This is a genomic window from Blautia sp. HA8986 (genome assembly GCF_056504635.1).
The window spans coordinates 1,891,759-1,907,238 of the sequence record NZ_JBWLUQ010000001.1; the positions used below are offsets into that span (position 1 = coordinate 1,891,759).

14 protein-coding genes and 1 pseudogene are annotated in these 15,480 nt (G+C 45.6%); 3 read left to right on the plus strand and 12 right to left on the minus strand.

Going from position 1 to position 15,480, the window contains the following annotated elements; translation table 11 throughout:
• Nucleotides 1-184: 184 nt before the first annotated feature.
• Complete coding sequence (locus AC04Q4_RS08895; protein WP_226843619.1) at nucleotides 185-1,513, plus strand: threonine/serine exporter family protein; 1,329 nt, start codon at nucleotides 185-187, stop codon at nucleotides 1,511-1,513.
• Nucleotides 1,514-1,608: 95 nt separating this feature from the next.
• On the opposite strand, the gene AC04Q4_RS08900 is transcribed toward AC04Q4_RS08895, so the two are convergent.
• Together AC04Q4_RS08900 and AC04Q4_RS08905 are read right to left on the minus strand one after the other, a co-directional pair.
• Nucleotides 1,609-2,364: a DUF4866 family protein gene (locus tag AC04Q4_RS08900; protein WP_173736841.1), complete on the minus strand. Its 756-nt coding sequence runs from the start codon at nucleotides 2,362-2,364 to the stop codon at nucleotides 1,609-1,611.
• Nucleotides 2,365-2,379: 15 nt separating this feature from the next.
• A complete protein-coding gene (locus AC04Q4_RS08905) occupies nucleotides 2,380-3,027 on the minus strand; it encodes a YoaK family protein (protein ID WP_173736935.1) in 648 nt (215 codons plus the stop codon).
• A 166-nt stretch (nucleotides 3,028-3,193) separates the two neighbouring features.
• Here AC04Q4_RS08905 and AC04Q4_RS08910 point away from each other — a divergent pair, with 166 nt between their 5' ends.
• Nucleotides 3,194-4,072 (plus strand): LysR family transcriptional regulator, encoded by an 879-nt coding sequence (locus tag AC04Q4_RS08910; protein ID WP_195455782.1) that lies wholly within the window; start codon nucleotides 3,194-3,196, stop codon nucleotides 4,070-4,072.
• A gap of 28 nt (nucleotides 4,073-4,100) precedes the next feature.
• Here the strand turns inward: AC04Q4_RS08910 and AC04Q4_RS08915 are convergent, their stop codons facing one another.
• From AC04Q4_RS08915 to AC04Q4_RS08930, 4 genes are read right to left on the minus strand one after another with little or no spacing between them, the layout of a single operon-like run.
• Complete coding sequence (locus AC04Q4_RS08915) at nucleotides 4,101-4,928, minus strand: PRD domain-containing protein (protein ID WP_173736839.1); 828 nt, start codon at nucleotides 4,926-4,928, stop codon at nucleotides 4,101-4,103.
• Entirely contained in the window at nucleotides 4,900-5,133 is a 234-nt protein-coding gene (locus AC04Q4_RS08920) for a hypothetical protein (RefSeq protein ID WP_173736838.1), read from the minus strand. Before AC04Q4_RS08920 ends, AC04Q4_RS08915 begins: the two co-directional genes overlap by 29 nt.
• Nucleotides 5,134-5,168: 35 nt before the next feature.
• Nucleotides 5,169-5,600: a glucose PTS transporter subunit IIA gene (locus tag AC04Q4_RS08925; RefSeq protein WP_476388860.1), complete on the minus strand. Its 432-nt coding sequence runs from the start codon at nucleotides 5,598-5,600 to the stop codon at nucleotides 5,169-5,171.
• Nucleotides 5,569-7,422: a PTS transporter subunit EIIC gene (locus tag AC04Q4_RS08930; RefSeq protein ID WP_476388861.1), complete on the minus strand. Its 1,854-nt coding sequence runs from the start codon at nucleotides 7,420-7,422 to the stop codon at nucleotides 5,569-5,571. Before AC04Q4_RS08930 ends, AC04Q4_RS08925 begins: the two co-directional genes overlap by 32 nt.
• Nucleotides 7,423-7,866: 444 nt before the next feature.
• Between AC04Q4_RS08930 and AC04Q4_RS08935 the strand changes: the two genes are divergently transcribed.
• Nucleotides 7,867-9,588: an ABC transporter transmembrane domain-containing protein gene (locus AC04Q4_RS08935; RefSeq protein WP_476388862.1), complete on the plus strand. Its 1,722-nt coding sequence runs from the start codon at nucleotides 7,867-7,869 to the stop codon at nucleotides 9,586-9,588.
• A 106-nt stretch (nucleotides 9,589-9,694) separates the two neighbouring features.
• Here the strand turns inward: AC04Q4_RS08935 and AC04Q4_RS08940 are convergent.
• The 6 genes and pseudogenes from AC04Q4_RS08940 to chvE form a co-directional block, all read right to left on the minus strand.
• Nucleotides 9,695-9,769, minus strand: a pseudogene (locus AC04Q4_RS08940) (DUF6783 domain-containing protein); the annotation flags it as partial.
• A 238-nt stretch (nucleotides 9,770-10,007) separates the two neighbouring features.
• Nucleotides 10,008-10,442: a hypothetical protein gene (locus tag AC04Q4_RS08945; RefSeq protein ID WP_476388863.1), complete on the minus strand. Its 435-nt coding sequence runs from the start codon at nucleotides 10,440-10,442 to the stop codon at nucleotides 10,008-10,010.
• A complete protein-coding gene (locus AC04Q4_RS08950; RefSeq protein WP_092070221.1) occupies nucleotides 10,429-11,220 on the minus strand; it encodes a ParA family protein in 792 nt (263 codons plus the stop codon). Before AC04Q4_RS08950 ends, AC04Q4_RS08945 begins: the two co-directional genes overlap by 14 nt.
• A 228-nt stretch (nucleotides 11,221-11,448) precedes the next feature.
• Nucleotides 11,449-12,624 carry a multiple monosaccharide ABC transporter permease gene (gene mmsB / locus AC04Q4_RS08955; protein ID WP_178773916.1) on the minus strand — a complete coding sequence of 392 codons (1,176 nt, stop codon included), beginning with the start codon at nucleotides 12,622-12,624 and terminating at the stop codon, nucleotides 11,449-11,451.
• Between the two features lie 4 nt (nucleotides 12,625-12,628).
• Nucleotides 12,629-14,167, minus strand: a complete 1,539-nt coding sequence (mmsA, locus tag AC04Q4_RS08960) for a multiple monosaccharide ABC transporter ATP-binding protein (RefSeq protein WP_044960730.1) — start codon at nucleotides 14,165-14,167, stop codon at nucleotides 12,629-12,631.
• An 85-nt stretch (nucleotides 14,168-14,252) separates the two neighbouring features.
• Nucleotides 14,253-15,281 (minus strand): multiple monosaccharide ABC transporter substrate-binding protein, encoded by a 1,029-nt coding sequence (gene chvE, locus AC04Q4_RS08965; protein ID WP_227588556.1) that lies wholly within the window; start codon nucleotides 15,279-15,281, stop codon nucleotides 14,253-14,255.
• Between the last annotated feature and the right edge of the window lie 199 nt (nucleotides 15,282-15,480).

Below are 15,480 nucleotides of genomic sequence, written 5' to 3' on the forward strand. Positions count from 1 at the left end.
AAAAAAATTCATTTTCCGCAAAAAAATGATAAATCTTTAACAGTGACGTTTTGGTACTGTCAGATTTTACTCCATCTATACTTGACTTTTTCAGAATAATGGCTACAATATATCTGATTATAGTTATTATATATATTTATAATAGCAACTATATGATTTTAATATATAGAAAGAAGTGATTTCTATGTCAGATATTCTGATCAAACGTAATCATATGGAAATCCCTTGGCACAACTACGTAAGTACCAGGAACAGCCAGCCCATCACCGAAGCTTCTCTTTCCGAAAAAGCTTCCCTGATCGGCCGTACAGGCATGATGCTTCTCTCCTGTGGGACCGGTGCCTGGCGGGTACGGAGTTCCATGAATACATTGTCAGAAGCACTTGGCATCACCTGCTCCGCAGATATCGGATTGATGTCTATAAGCTACACCTGCTTTGACGGTGAGAGCAGTTTTTCCCATGCCCTTAGCCTGACTACCACCGGCGTAAATACTTCCAGGCTGAACAGGCTGGAACATTTTGTCAGTGATTTTCCTGCGGAAGGTATCCATATGAGCGGTGAAGCACTGCACAGTCAGTTAGATGAGATTGAGCGAATCCACGGGCTTTATTCCCCTGCAGCCCTGGGACTGGCTTCTGCACTGGCCTGTGGTGCATTTACTTTTCTTCTGGGCGGTGGCCCACTGGAGATGATCCTGGCTTTTGCAGGCGCAGGTATCGGAAACGCCATCCGCTGCAAGCTTGGCAAGCATCATTTTACTCTGTTTATGTGCATTGCAGTTTCTGTTTCCTCCGCCTGTCTTGTATATGCAGGTTTCCTGAAACTGGCAGAGCTTCTGTTCCACATTTCCGTCCAGCATGAGGCCGGATACATCTGTTCCATGCTGTTTATCATTCCGGGCTTTCCGTTTATCACAAGCGGGATCGACCTTGCCAAGCTGGATATGCGTTCCGGACTGGAACGACTGGCCTACGCCATTATTGTTGTAATGGTGGCTGCTGTCTCTGCCTGGCTGATGGCACTGCTTCTTCATCTGAAGCCTGTGGATTTCCTGCCTCTGAAGCTTTCGGCAGCTCAGAGGATCCTGTTCCGGCTTCTGGCAAGCTTCTGCGGGGTATTCGGCTTTTCAGTCATGTTCAACAGTCCTTTCCGGCTCGCCGCAGCTGCCGCCTTCATTGGTGCACTGTCCAACACTTTGCGTCTGGAGCTTGTTGATCTTGCCGGTTTTCCACCTGCTGCCGCAGCTTTTCTCGGAGCACTGACAGCCGGACTTCTGGCTTCCCTCATCAAAACAAAAGTGGGATATCCCAGGATTTCCATTACTGTACCATCCATTGTGATCATGGTTCCCGGGCTTTATCTCTACCGGGCGATCTACAATCTGGGGATCATGTCCCTGAATGTTTCCGCCTCCTGGTTTGCAGCTGCGATCCTGATCATCGTTGCTCTTCCTCTGGGCCTTATTTTCGCCAGGATTCTTACAGACAAAATGTTCCGCTACTGCACCTGATGAGCATACAAAAAGGACTGCTTTCTGTAGCTTCCGGTCATCAGCTATCCTTCTGATAACCGGAGCAATACAAAAGCAGTCCTTTTTTGTACACTCTATTTCATTACGATCTCATCAGCGATCCCGATCATTTTTTCCAGGCGGTCCGCAAATTTATGGATGGGGAGAAAAACGCCCAGTCCGTCATAACGTTTTCCACCATCCTCCACAGAATCCTGCCCATAATACACAAAAGCTCTTGGAAGCTTCTTCTGAATTGCCATCATGATATCCCATACAGCCGCATAGGCCTGTGCCTCCGTTTCTTTTTCCTTTACGCTGTCCGGAAGCTCATACACCAGCAGCACACCGATATGTTCGCCCATTTTGTACTCTTCTACTTCCATGGTAGCTTCATCATAGGCATGTCGCTTCCGGTAGCCATACGCCAGATACATCTTTACACCAGGTTTCTCCCTGTATATCCTGCGGAACCGGTCGTAATCCCTGTCACTTACATGGATTCCCTTTTCCCGCAGAAAATTTCCTTTTTCATCTGTGAGAAACACCGGATTCTCCTGTCCATCTGCATTGAACCTGAACGGTGCCAGAAAAGAATTGCGCAGAAGATCAAACATACTGTTCTGGCAGATCGCCATAAGGAGAGCTGTCAGATCACGGTTTTTATATGCGTCCAGCAATGCATAAGCGAATTTTTCCGGAGGAAGATATCCGCATTCTATGTCTGTATCCGCATCCATGGATTCATAGAAGGTCTCCGTCAGCCGTCTGCACGCCTCCGGATCCTTCAGGATCTTTTCAAATAAAAGCTCCGCCTTTTCCTCTCTTGGGAATAATGTGCTGTTTTCCACAATTCCTCACCCTTTCTAATCTCTATGTTTACTGGAAAACATCAGAATAAAGCTGAGCAGAAGCAAAACATCCGATACCCAGATTGCCGGGATCCCCAGCCTCATGGACAGATTTCCTCCGCCACCGGCTCCAATGGCAAAAAAGAAAATTATTCCGAAATAATAAAGAGCCTGCTTCAGCTGTTCCGGACGTTTTTCACGACAATACACGGACAACGCCGCCGTGCCGCTTCGTAAATTTCCGATGCACATAGTGCTTGCATAGGAATAACCGCCCACCTTCCGGAAGGTCTGTACCTGCATGGCGCAGGAAAAGGATACCAGTACGGTTGCCAGCATATCCAATTCTCCCGGCATAAATCCCACAACAAAAAGGATCAGGATCTCGATCAGCAGGATCATCTGCCTCCAGTGAAGTTTTTTTGCATATTTAAAGGTACTCTGGATCCGCTCCGCCGCTACAACACCAATGGCAAAGGCTAAAACAGGGAACAGGTACCTTAAGCCCTCTCCCCACTGTCCTGTCATAAAATTTTGGCTCATCAGAACCACGTTGCCTGTCTGGGCGTTGGAAAACACCTCATCTCTTGTAAAGTATGTGTAGGCATCCTGAAATCCGCCGGACATTGCCAGAAATACACTTGTGATAAAAGCTTCTGACATCTGCCGGTCTGCGCTCTGCAGCTTTCTGCCTCCTGAAACCACTCTAAATCACTCCTGTCATTGATTTTTTTCCTCGGGTGTATTATAGTTTGCTCAGAAGCAAATGTAAAAAGTATTATTAATATCGTAAACATATTAAAATCATATTATAAGACGGAGAACACACATGATCACTTACGACTACTATCGAATTTTCTATTATGTAGCCCAGTATAAGAGCTTTACCAAGGCAGCAAGAGCTCTTCACAACAACCAGCCAAATATCACCCGCTGTATGAACAACCTGGAGCAGGAGCTGAAATGTACTCTCTTTCTCCGCTCCAACAAGGGAATCGCACTTACACCGGAAGGCCGCCAGCTTTATGAACACGTTGCCCTGGCTTTTGAGCAGCTTTCCATCGGTGAGGAGGAGATCCGCCAGAACGGTGAGCTGGAGCATGGTCTGGTTTCCATCGGTGCCAGCGAAAATGCCCTGCGTCTGATCCTTCTGGAAAAGCTGGAGCTGTTCCGCGAGCAATATCCCCATGTTCGCCTGCGCCTCTTCAACCATTCCACTCCACAGGCTGTACAGGCACTGAAGAATTATGCGGTGGATTTCGCAATTATCACCACTCCGATTTCCATCCGCAAGCCTTTACAGAAAAAAAGTCTCCTGCGTTACCGGGAGATTCTTGTGTGCGGAAGCAAATATAAGGATCTGACCACTGCCCCCATCAGCATCCATGAGCTTCAGGACCTGCCCTTTGTGGGTCTTGCGGAAGGGACCAGCACCAGAGAAATGTATATGAATTACTTTATGGAAAACCGTGTTTCTTTTCATCCTGACATCGAGGCAGCAACTACAGACCAGGTTCTTCCCATGATCGTCCATAATCTGGGAATCGGCTTTTACCCGGAACCCCTTGCCCGGGAAGTAATCAATGACGGTAAAATTTTTGCCCTTCAGCTTAAGGAGCCACTTCCCCAGCGAGAAGTCTGCCTGGTCACAAACAGCAGTACTACCATGAGTACTGCTGTCAAAAAAGCCATTGAATTTATTGTGTAAATCTCTGAGACTGCTCAGCCATTTATGTTTACTGCTCCACTGTCCTCTCAATATGCATGGCAAGATAACCAATTTCAATAGGATCCAGCTCTTTACCCAGGCTTTTGCCCAGGCTCTTACATACATCCTCCGCGATCCTGTAGGATTCCGGATATTTTTCTTCTATATAATCATTCATATCCAGCTTCAGTGTCTCCCCTGTGGAGACACGGGCTACCATATATTTAATATGGTTCATCATACGGTTGTAGGACAGGGAGATCACATCGATCTTCTTACCTGTAGCCATCTCGATCATGGCGATACATTCCCGGACAGCTCTTGCTGTCTGCATGGCTACGGACACCTTCTCATCTCCCAGTGCAGAGTGAATATGAAGTGCCACATATCCCACCTCATGATCATCGATCTCAATGTCCATCTGTTCTTTCAGGATCTTCTTCAGTACCTCCGCCACCTTGAATTCGCTGTAAAAAAGCACCTTGATGTCATCAGTCAGGGGATTGCTGATCTGCTCATGATTACGGATACGTCCCACTGCAAAAGAGATATGATCAGCCAGCGGAAAAATAATCCCTTTATCTATAGTATCCCCGAAGGTCTTCTCCGCTTCTCTTAATATCTCATCTGCGATCTCCAGAAATTCCGGTGCCACGCTCTTTGCCAGTTCTTTTGCTGAGCCACGTTCTGTCTCCTGAGCCAGCCTGTAAAGGGTACAGTCTGCCGGAGCCTCAAAACGCTGGCTGACCTTCTTTCCGAATCCAACCCCCTTCCCCAGAAGCACATATTCCTGGTTTTCTTCCATATTTATGGCAATGATGCCGTTATTATTCAATACCTTGCTCACTCTGTACATCTTTTTTCCCCACCATTTTTATATATCCTGCTGCTTTTCCACATTCCACCACTGTCTGCCCCGGATTTTCAGTCAACATTTTTGTCTGCAGCTGTTGATTTTCTTTATCGTAACAGAATCTGTCTTTTGTGTAAAGTCCTTCTGACGGACAGTTGTTTTCTTTGCTACAGGAAAAGCGCGCCCGGGCATTAGGCGCGCTTTTCACAAAAACAATCCTCTATATTATTGCTGAAAAATTTCCTATTCTTCCACAGTCTCCACTGCGAACAGCGGCTCTCCTGCCTTGATCTCTCCATTTGCAAGAAGGCGTACTCTCTGGTTATCCTCGATCTCTGTGCAGAGGATCGGAGAACATAAGGACGGAGCGTTTTCTGTGAGATACGGGATGTCGATCTTCATCAGCGGCTCGCCTTTTTTCACATGCTGTCCCTGCTCTACCAGGATCTCGAAGCCTTTTCCTTCCAGCTTTACAGTGTCAATGCCTATATGAAGAAGCATTGGAAGATCTGTATCTGTCTGGAATCCGATGGCATGCTTTGTGTCAAAAATAAACTCTACCTCGCCGTCTTCCGGAGCACAGATCACCGGATCCTTCGGTGTGACTACAGCACCCTCGCCCATCATTCCTTCTGCGAAGCCTTCATCCGGTGCTGTGGAAAGGTCTGCCTGCAATACCGGTTACCGGGCTGTAGACGATAGCTGTTCTGAGAACCTTTTTCTCCTGCTGCGTGTTGGCTTCGGATGTCGGAGCTGTATTCTGAGCAGCCTCACCTGTACTTTCTGCTGTATGCTCTGTATCAGACTGAGCCTGATTTTCTGCATTGTCTGTTACTGCCTCATTTGCGCCTTCAAAATATTCATTCGGCGCTGTCTCCAGATAATCCTCCAGTTTGGACTTGATCACAGTTACCTGCGGACCGTAGATGATCTGGATACCCTGGCCCTTTTTCACGATTCCTCTGGAGCCTGTTGTTTTCAGAATGTCGTCGTTGACTCTTGCAGCATCATGGACAGTGATACGAAGTCTTGTTGCACAGCAGTCCACATCGCTGATGTTTTTCTTTCCGCCAAGACCGGCAGTGATTGCTTCGCTTACCGGATCTGCGGATGCGCTTCCTGCTGCTTCACCGGATTTACCGGCTTCTTTTCTTGCGTTTACATCTGCTTTTGTGTAAAGCTTTGTTTCTGTGTCGTCATCTTCACGTCCCGGAGTCTTGAAGTCAAACTTTTTGATCAGGAAAGTAAAGATCACATAGTAGAGAATAAAGTAAATAATACCAACCGGGATAATTCTGAGCCAGCTTGTCTTTTCATTTCCCTGAAGGATTCCGAACAGGAACAGATCAAGAAAACCGCCTGAAAACGTAAGTCCTACCGCAATGTTCAGCATATGTGCAATCATATAAGCCGCACCTGCAAGAACAACCTGTACTGCAAACAGTGCAGGGGCTACGAACAGGAAGGAGAACTCCAGCGGCTCTGTAATTCCTGTGAGCATACATGCCAGTGCTGCGGAAAGAAGAAGTCCACCTGCTGCTTTTTTCTTCTCAGGCTTTGCACAGCGGTACATGGCAAGGGCTGCTCCCGGAAGACCGAAGATCATGAAAATGAACTCTCCGGAAAAATATCTTGTTGCATCTGCGCTGAAATGCGCTACATTTGCAGAATCTGCAAGCTGGGCGAAGAAGATGTTCTGTCCGCCCTGTACCATCTGGCCTGCAACTTCCATAGTTCCGCCTACAGCTGTCTGCCAGAATGGCATATAAAATACGTGGTGAAGTCCGAATGGGATCAGCGCACGCTTGATAATACCAAAGATCAGGGTTCCGATATAACCGCTGCCTGTTACAAGGCCGCCCAGAGCATAAATACCATTCTGAACTACCGGCCATACAAAATACATCAGGATTCCCACAAACATATATACAATGGTGGAAATGATCGGCACGAATCTGGAACCGCCGAAGAAAGAAAGTGCGTTTGGAAGCACGATCTTATGAAAACGGTTGTGCAGTGCCGCGACACCAAGACCAACGATAATACCGCCGAACACACCCATCTGTAAGGACTGGATGCCGCAGACAGAAGTTACGGTACCTTCCAGAACGCTTTTTGCGATCTGTCCGTCTGCTGTGATCTTGTCATTTACTACCAGCATACCATTGATGGCTACGTTCATAACGAAGTAAGCGATCAGTGCGGAAAGAGCTGCTACCTCTTTCTCTTTTTTTGCCATACCGATGGCAACTCCTACTGCAAAGATCAGGGGCAGGTTATCAAATACCGCACTTCCGACTTTGTTCATGATGATCAGGAGTGCATGTAAAATGGTTCCGTCTCCCAGGATCTTCTGAAGTCCATAGGTTGCAATGGTCGTCTCATTTGTGAAGGAACTGCCGAATCCAAGAAGCAGGCCTGCCACAGGAAGGATTGCGATGGGGAGCATAAAGGAACGTCCCACACGCTGCAAAACTCCGAAAATCTTGTCTTTCATGTTTTCTCTCCTTTTCTTTCGACGTTCTGGAGAGGAATCTTTTAAGTGGGCAACAAAAAAAGACACCAACCCCCATAAACGTCAAATAAAAAATAATAACATTTATGACTGGTTAATGCCTGCTTATCAGTTACACACCAAATCTGAAATACACTATACGGGTTTTGTTCTTCTGTGTCAAGGAGTAATTTGATTTTTTCCAAAAAAGATATCTCCTCATATCACTATCCGCTCCGTTGCCAACAATCCCTCGCGGAATATTTCCTGTGAACAGCAGCCATATAGTTCCTGCTCTCAGAAAGTATGCAGAAACGAAACAGACCAGAAATTCACTTATCTTGACTTTATTCTTACTTATGATAAGATGAACATAGAATGTCCGGAAGCAATGTTTTTTGCTCAGACAACACTATACATTTCATAAAAACGGAGGTACTTTTTCCGATGAATACCATCAAGAAATTCATCCACTACTACGGCCCGTACAAAGCGGTCTTTTTTATTGACCTGATCTGTGCAGCCGTTATCAGTCTGGTAGATCTTGCTTATCCCCAGATTCTTCGTACCATGACAAAAACTCTCTTTACACAGGATAAGGATATTATTCTTCATGCCCTCCCTGTGATTGCAGCTTCTCTTTTTGTTATGTACATTGTGCAGAGTCTCTGCAAATATTATGTAACCTATCAGGGACATATGATGGGTGCAAAGATGGAACGTGATATGCGCCGGGAGCTTTTTGACCATTACCAGGAGCTGTCTTTTTCCTATTACAGCAGGAATAATTCCGGTCAGATGATGAGCAAACTGGTCAGTGACCTTTTTGACATTTCCGAGTTTGCACATCATGGTCCTGAAAATCTTTTTATCTCTCTGGTAAAGATTGTCGGTGCTTTTATCTTCCTGTTCTTTATCAACAGGAAGCTTGCACTGCCTCTGATCCTCCTGGTGATCGTGATGTTTGTTTTTTCTTTTCGTCAGAATGCCAAAATGCAGGAAACCTTCATGGAAAACCGTCGTAAGATCGGAGATGTAAATGCCAGTCTTCAGGATACGCTTTCCGGAATCCGCGTAGTACAGTCCTTCGCAAACGAGGACATCGAGCGTGCCAAATTTAAGAAAAGTAATGAGGCATTCCTTGTTTCCAAAAGAGATAATTATCACTGCATGGGAAGCTTCATGAGTTCTAATCTTTTCTTCCAGGGTATGATGTACCTGGTAACTCTGGTTTACGGTGGCTATCTGATTGCCCAGGGTGAAATGCAGACTTCAGATCTTGCCATGTATGCCCTGTATATCGGAATCTTTATCAGCCCCATCCAGATTCTGGTAGAGCTTGTGGAAATGATGCAGAAGGGTCTTTCCGGCTTCCGCCGTTTTCTGGATGTGATGGAAACAGAATCCGAGATCAGGGATGCAGACAACGCTGTTGAGCTTACGGATGTAAAAGGCCATGTGCGTTACGACCATGTTTCTTTTCATTACAGCGATGATGAAACTCCTGTGCTCTCCGATATCTCTATTGATATCCCGGCGGGAAAATCCATTGCCCTGGTGGGACCTTCCGGAAGCGGAAAAACCACGATCTGCTCTCTCCTGCCCAGATTTTATGATGTGACCGGCGGTTCCATTACTGTAGACGGAAAGGATATCCGTGGGCTGACTCTTAAGAGTCTTCGAAGCCAGATCGGTATGGTACAGCAGGATGTCTATCTTTTTGACGGAACCATCAAGGCTAACATTGCCTACGGAAAGCCCGGAGCTTCCGATGAGGAGATCATTAATGCCGCCAAATGTGCAAGTATCCATGACTTTATCATGGAGCTGCCGGATGGATATGACACTTATGTCGGAGAACGTGGCACACGCCTTTCCGGCGGACAGAAGCAGCGGATCTCCATTGCCCGTGTATTCCTTAAGAATCCTCCGATCCTGATCCTGGATGAGGCCACCAGTGCACTGGATAACGAAAGTGAACGTTGGATTCAGAAGAGTCTGGAGGAACTTTCAAAAAATCGTACTACCATTACGATCGCACACCGATTGTCTACAATACGCGATGCGGATGAGATCATTGTGATCACGGAGGATGGTATCGCCGAGAGAGGCACTCATGCTAAGCTGCTTGAGAAGAATGGATTGTATGCTGCGTATTACAATATGTAAAGATACGAGGGAGGGTCATCTCAGAGTTGCGAAACCCGAAGACCCTCCTAGCGTTGGGACGAAAAATGCTTTCGGCAAGATGTGCGTCACAAACTGTGGAAAATCTGTTTCGGATGAGGGCGGCGTAGCGGACTACACCAACTGAATTCGGGACAGATTTTCCGCTGTTTGGGGCGTGCAGCTTGTCGGAATGATTTTTCGTCCCAACGCTAAAGCTCCCACCCTCTTGGGCACGCCTGGTGTTTCATGCCGGAACGGGTTGAATGTTGACTGATCGCAGACGGACGTGGGAGGCGCTTCGCTGTCCCACTGGATGTAGCAATATATAAAAACTGCCGCACACGCTGTGTCTGGATTATGGCACAGAGTCTGCGACAGTTTTTTTAATGAACTTTGTGAATATTTCTTCTGTATTACAATTACAGCAGATAAACCGGAAGCTCATCCTTGATTCCTACCGGCTGGTTGTTGTCCGGCTCGTCTTTCTTTGGGGTGAGGAACTTGGCCTGGAGTTCGTCGGCGTTTCCTCCACTGATCACATTCTGAGCTACAGTTCCTGTTGTGGTTTCTGCGGCGACTGTTTTCTTAGCTGCAGTTTTTCGTGTTGTTGTCTTTCTGGTGGTGGTTTTCTTTGCTGTGGTTTTTGTTGTGGCTGCTTTCCTTGCTGTGGTCTTCTTTGCCGGAGCTTTCGCTGTGGTTTTCTTTTCGACTGGTTTTTCAGCAGCTTTCTCTCCTGTTTCTGTCTTTACTTCTGTCGGCTTTTCTGTCACTTTTACCTCTGTAACTTTCTCTTCTGTCTTTGCTGTTTTCTCTGCATTTACTGCTCTTGCGATGCTTGCTTTACCTACTGACACGATCCATTACCTCCTCTGCCAATGCTATGTATTCTTTTGCGCTGCGGCTGCTTTTTTTGAATTCCACAACCGGCTCGCTGCTGTCCTGTGACCATTCGATGGAGCTGTCCACACGGATAAAGGATTCAAAAAGATAGATTCCCTCCATCTCTTTGAGAGTCTCCATGGTCTGTTTGAAATAATTCTTTCTGGCATCTGCCTTTGTCACAACGATTCCCAGGACCTGAAGGGCCGGAGCGATCTCACGTACCTCATTCAGGAAATCGAACATATTTGCAAGACCAAACATCCCCCACGGGCTTGCCTCCACCGGAACCAGAACGTAATCCGATGCGCACAGGATATTCATCACCCAGCCGCCAAGAGTCGGCGGTGCATCAATAAGAATGTAATCGTACACCCCGGAATCCTTGATCTTCTGCAGACATTTCCGCAGGATAAATTCTCTCTGCCATTTCGTAAAAAGCTCATATTCCACGGAGCTCATCAGCGTGGATGACGGAACCAGATCCAGATTCTCATACTTCGTATGCACGATAAAATCGCTGAGATCCGACTGATGACCAATGGCATAGTAGAGATTTTTTTCCCCGGCAGCCATTTTCAGAACTTCTTCTTCATCAAAAAATGAAAGGGAAAGATTCAGCTGCATATCGCCGTCCACAAGAAGAACCTTCTTCCCCATACCGGCCAGTGCCGCACCTACATTGGAACAGCTGGTGGACTTTCCGCTGCCGCCCTTATTATTCGCAAAACAAATCGTCACTGTATTTCCCATCACAGCCTCCCGACAACACAAAATCGTAAATCACTAACTTTCCCTTATTATAATATAACGCTCCCCTAAAAACAAGCATATCACCCATAAAACCACAAAATCTGGCAAAAAACTCTCACATAAAACAACAACAAAAAAAGAATCCTGTTGCGGAACAATTTCCTATGCAAAAAAGCAGCAGACTTCAAATCTTTCCGAAAGCCTGCTGCTAAACTTCATTCATTTTTATTATTTTACGATAAAGGATTTTCTCTTACTTACAACATCAAAGATAACGGCTGCAAGAAGAACCATACCTTTGACAACCTTCTGGATATTCTGGTCAATACCCATGATACTCATACCAAGGTTCAGAACACCCATAAGGAGGGCACCGATGATAACACCGGGAACTGTACCGGTACCACCATAAGCAGAAGCACCACCGATGAAACATGCACCGATCGCATCCATCTCAAAGTTTGTACCTGCCTGTGGGTTGGATGAATTCAGTCTCGCCATAGTAACCATACCTGCAATAGCTGCCAGAAGGCCCATGTTCAGGTAAGCAAGGAAATAAACCTTGTTTGTATCAATACCGGAAAGCTTTGTTGCCTTCTCATTACCGCCAACTGCATAAAAATAACGACCTGTTGTAGTCTTGGAAGCAATGTATGTATAAATTGCAATGATCACTACAACCCAGAGAAGGGAATTCGGGATACCTTTGTACTGAGCAAGTCTGAACATGAATGCAAGAACAACTGCACAGATCAGAATCATCTTCACTGCAACACCACCGAAAGACTCAACACTGTAGCCTTTCTTTGCACGGTCTGCACGGTTTTTCATAACAAGTGCAACATAGACGATGCAGACAATAATGCCAACTACGAAACATGTTCTGTTAAATCCTTCACCTCCACCAAGGAAGTCCGGAATATAGTTATTGAACAGAGCCAGATAAGCATCCGGCATCGGAGCCAGGGTCTGTCCTTCCAGAACTACGTTGGAAAGGCCACGAAAAGCAAGCATACCTGCCAGAGTAACAATAAATGGAGGAATTCGTACATAAGCGATCCAGAATCCCTGCCATGCACCAATGGCAATACCCACGAGAAGCATCACAATCATAGTGAGATACGGATTCATACTGTTGAGAACCATCATCTTACCACCGACAGCAGCAACAAAGCATACAACAGAACCAACTGACAAATCAATGTTACCACCTGTTAAAATACAGAACAGCATACCGGTTGCAAGAATAAATACATATGCATTCTGGGCTACCAGGTTATTTACATTCTGCGGAAGAAGCATAACGCCCTTTGTGTTCACAGAAAACATGATCACAACAAATACCAGAACAATGACCATGGTATATTTTTTTAATATTTCTGAAAAACTAATCTTTTTCTCCATCTTCTTACTCTCCTTTACCTGACTTCACGATCCTGGACATGATCAGCTCAGATGTAGCTTCCTCACCACTTACCTCTCCTACGAATCTGCCCTCGTTCATGATATAGATTCTGTCTGACATTCCAAGCACTTCCGGAAGCTCAGAAGAGATCATGATCACAGATTTTCCTGCTGCGACCAGGTCATTGATGATACAGTAGATTTCATATTTGGCACCTACATCAATACCCCTTGTAGGTTCATCCAAAATCAGAATATCCGGCTCTGCAAACATCCATTTTGCAAGAAGAACCTTCTGCTGATTACCACCGCTCAGGTTTCCGACATTCTGCTCAACTGTCGGGCACTTGGTTTTCAGTTTCTTCCTGTATTCCTCAGCAACTGCGTATTCTTTGTCCGTATCGATCACTTTTCCATTACTGATACCGGACATGTTTGCAAGCGTAGTGTTCATCTTTATGGACTTGGAAAGGATCAGCCCGTTTCCTTTTCGATCCTCTGTAACATAAGCAAGCTTGTTGTCGATGGCTTCCTGAACTGTATTCAGCTTCACTTCTTTTCCGTTCATGAACACCTGTCCGGAAATCTTAGTTCCATAGCTCTTGCCAAAAATACTCATGGCCAGTTCTGTACGTCCTGCTCCCATCAGTCCTGAAATACCGACAACCTCTCCTTTATGTACTTTAAAGGATACGTTATTTACCACCTTACGTTCTGTATACAGCGGATGATAAACATTCCAGTTTTTAATCTCCATGGAAACATCGCCGATCTTTACATTTGGACGTTTCGGGAACCGATCTGTCATCTCACGTCCAACCATTCCCTGAATGATCCTCTGCTCAGAAAAATCGTCTTTCTTTTTATCCAGTGTTTCAATGGTAGATCCATCTCGGATAACTGTGATCTTATCTGCTACATAGGAGATTTCATTTAATTTATGGGAAATGATGATAGACGTCATTCCCTGCTTCTTGAATTTCAGAAGAAGATCCAGAAGAGCTTTGGAATCATCTTCATTCAGTGATGCGGTAGGCTCATCCAGAATGAGCAGCTTTGCATTCTTTGCAAGTGCCTTTGCGATCTCAACCAGCTGCTGTTTACCTACACCAATATCCTTGATCAAAGTTCTGGAGGATTCCTCCAGTCCTACTATTTTCAAATATTTATCTGCTTCTCCATAAGTTTCATTCCAGTTGATGGAAAAGCTTTTGCCTCTTTCATTACCCAGATACATGTTCTCCCCGATGGTCATATACGGGATCAGAGCAAGTTCCTGGTGGATGATTACAATTCCTTTATGTTCACTGTCCTTGATAGTGTTAAACTTACAGATCTCACCATCATAAATAATATTTCCTTCATACGAACCGTACGGATAAATACCACTTAATACATTCATCAATGTAGATTTACCGGCACCGTTTTCACCTACCAGTGCGTGGATCTCGCCTTCCTCGACCTGGAGATTAACATTATCCAGTGCCTTTACACCTGGGAAAGTTTTGGTGATATTTTTCATTTCCAGAAGTATCTTAGCCAACTCAATTTCCCTCCCTTTCCACTGTTCATGCAGGCGGTTATATTCCCCGCCTGCATGTGATAAATTTCTTTCTTGAAAATTCTGATTATTTGATCTGATCCTCTGTGTAGTATCCGGAGTCGATCAGGATTTCTTTGTAGTTATCTGTTGTAACAACAACCGGATCGCAAAGGTATGTCGGGATGACACCTGTTCCGTTATCATAGGATTTTGTATCGTTCACTTCCGGCTCCTCACCTTTCATGATGGAGTCAACCATTTTTACTACTGCAGATGCAAGAGCTCTTGTATCTTTGAATACAGACATTGCCTGTTTTCCTGCTACAAGGTTCTTAACGTTTGGTGTGTCACAGTCCTGACCGGTGATGATCGGATATTCTCCTGTGTAGGAAGCTGCCAGTGCATTCTCAACACCAAGTGCCGTGGAATCATTGGAGCAGAGAACTGCGTCAAGATTTGTTCCGTCAGAGTAGTTACCTGCGATGATAGTATCCATTCTGTCCTGTGCTTTTGCACTGTCCCAGTTTGCGGTAGCAACCTGCTCGAACTCTGTCTGTCCGGATTTTACTACCAGCTTACCGTCATCGATGTATTTCTGGAGAACATCCATTGCACCACCGAAGAAGAAGTTACAGTTGTTATCACCAGGATCTCCTGTGAACAGCTCAATATTGAATGGTCCGTCCTGATTGTCAAGATCCAGTGCATCTACCAGGTACTCGCCCTGTTTCTGACCTACTTTGTAGTTATCAAATGTTGCATAATAGGTTACTGCATCGGAATTCATAAGAAGACGGTCATAAGAGATAACCGGAATTCCTTTTTCTTTGGCCTGTTTCAGAGGCTCGCCAAGGCTGCTTCCATCGATGGATGCCACAACCAGAAGGTCGCATCCGTTTGCTACCTGGTTCTCAAGCTGGGAAACCTGTGTGCTTACATCATTGGATGCATACTGAAGGTCTACCTCATATCCTGCTGCCTCCAGCTCTTTCTTCATGTTATCGCCATCCTGGTTCCATCTCTGGAGATCCTTGGTCGGCATGGTAACACCGATCAGTTTCTTGTCTGCTGCCTGTGCTGTTGCTGCCGGAACTACCACCATACCAGCTACCATTGTTGCGCAAAGAAGTGCAGATACCATTTTTCTTTTCATTGTAAAATCCTCCGTTTCATTATTTGTTTTTGGAATCACGTTTCCTTTGATGATGTTACTATAGCACAGGACTGTCTGGACATAGTTGGCAAGGACAGAGACATTTTTTTGCAAAAGAAAAATGCCCTGCATCAGGCAAGACATTTTTGCACCAAAAATC

Excerpts from the sequence above, each read along its gene's own strand:
- AC04Q4_RS08950 (WP_092070221.1), bottom strand. The coding sequence starts at position 11,220 with ATGGGAAATACAGTGACGATTTGTTTTGCGAATAATAAGGGCGGCAGC.
- AC04Q4_RS08930 (WP_476388861.1), bottom strand. The coding sequence starts at position 7,422 with ATGAAAGACAAGATTTTCGGAGTTTTGCAGCGTGTGGGACGTTCCTTT.
- chvE (WP_227588556.1), bottom strand. The coding sequence starts at position 15,281 with ATGGTAGCTGGTATGGTGGTAGTTCCGGCAGCAACAGCACAGGCAGCA.
- mmsB (WP_178773916.1), bottom strand. The coding sequence starts at position 12,624 with ATGGAGAAAAAGATTAGTTTTTCAGAAATATTAAAAAAATATACCATG.
- AC04Q4_RS08895 (WP_226843619.1), top strand. The coding sequence starts at position 185 with ATGTCAGATATTCTGATCAAACGTAATCATATGGAAATCCCTTGGCAC.
- AC04Q4_RS08915 (WP_173736839.1), bottom strand. The coding sequence starts at position 4,928 with ATGTACAGAGTGAGCAAGGTATTGAATAATAACGGCATCATTGCCATA.
- AC04Q4_RS08905 (WP_173736935.1), bottom strand. The coding sequence starts at position 3,027 with ATGTCAGAAGCTTTTATCACAAGTGTATTTCTGGCAATGTCCGGCGGA.
- AC04Q4_RS08910 (WP_195455782.1), top strand. The coding sequence starts at position 3,194 with ATGATCACTTACGACTACTATCGAATTTTCTATTATGTAGCCCAGTAT.
- AC04Q4_RS08935 (WP_476388862.1), top strand. The coding sequence starts at position 7,867 with ATGAATACCATCAAGAAATTCATCCACTACTACGGCCCGTACAAAGCG.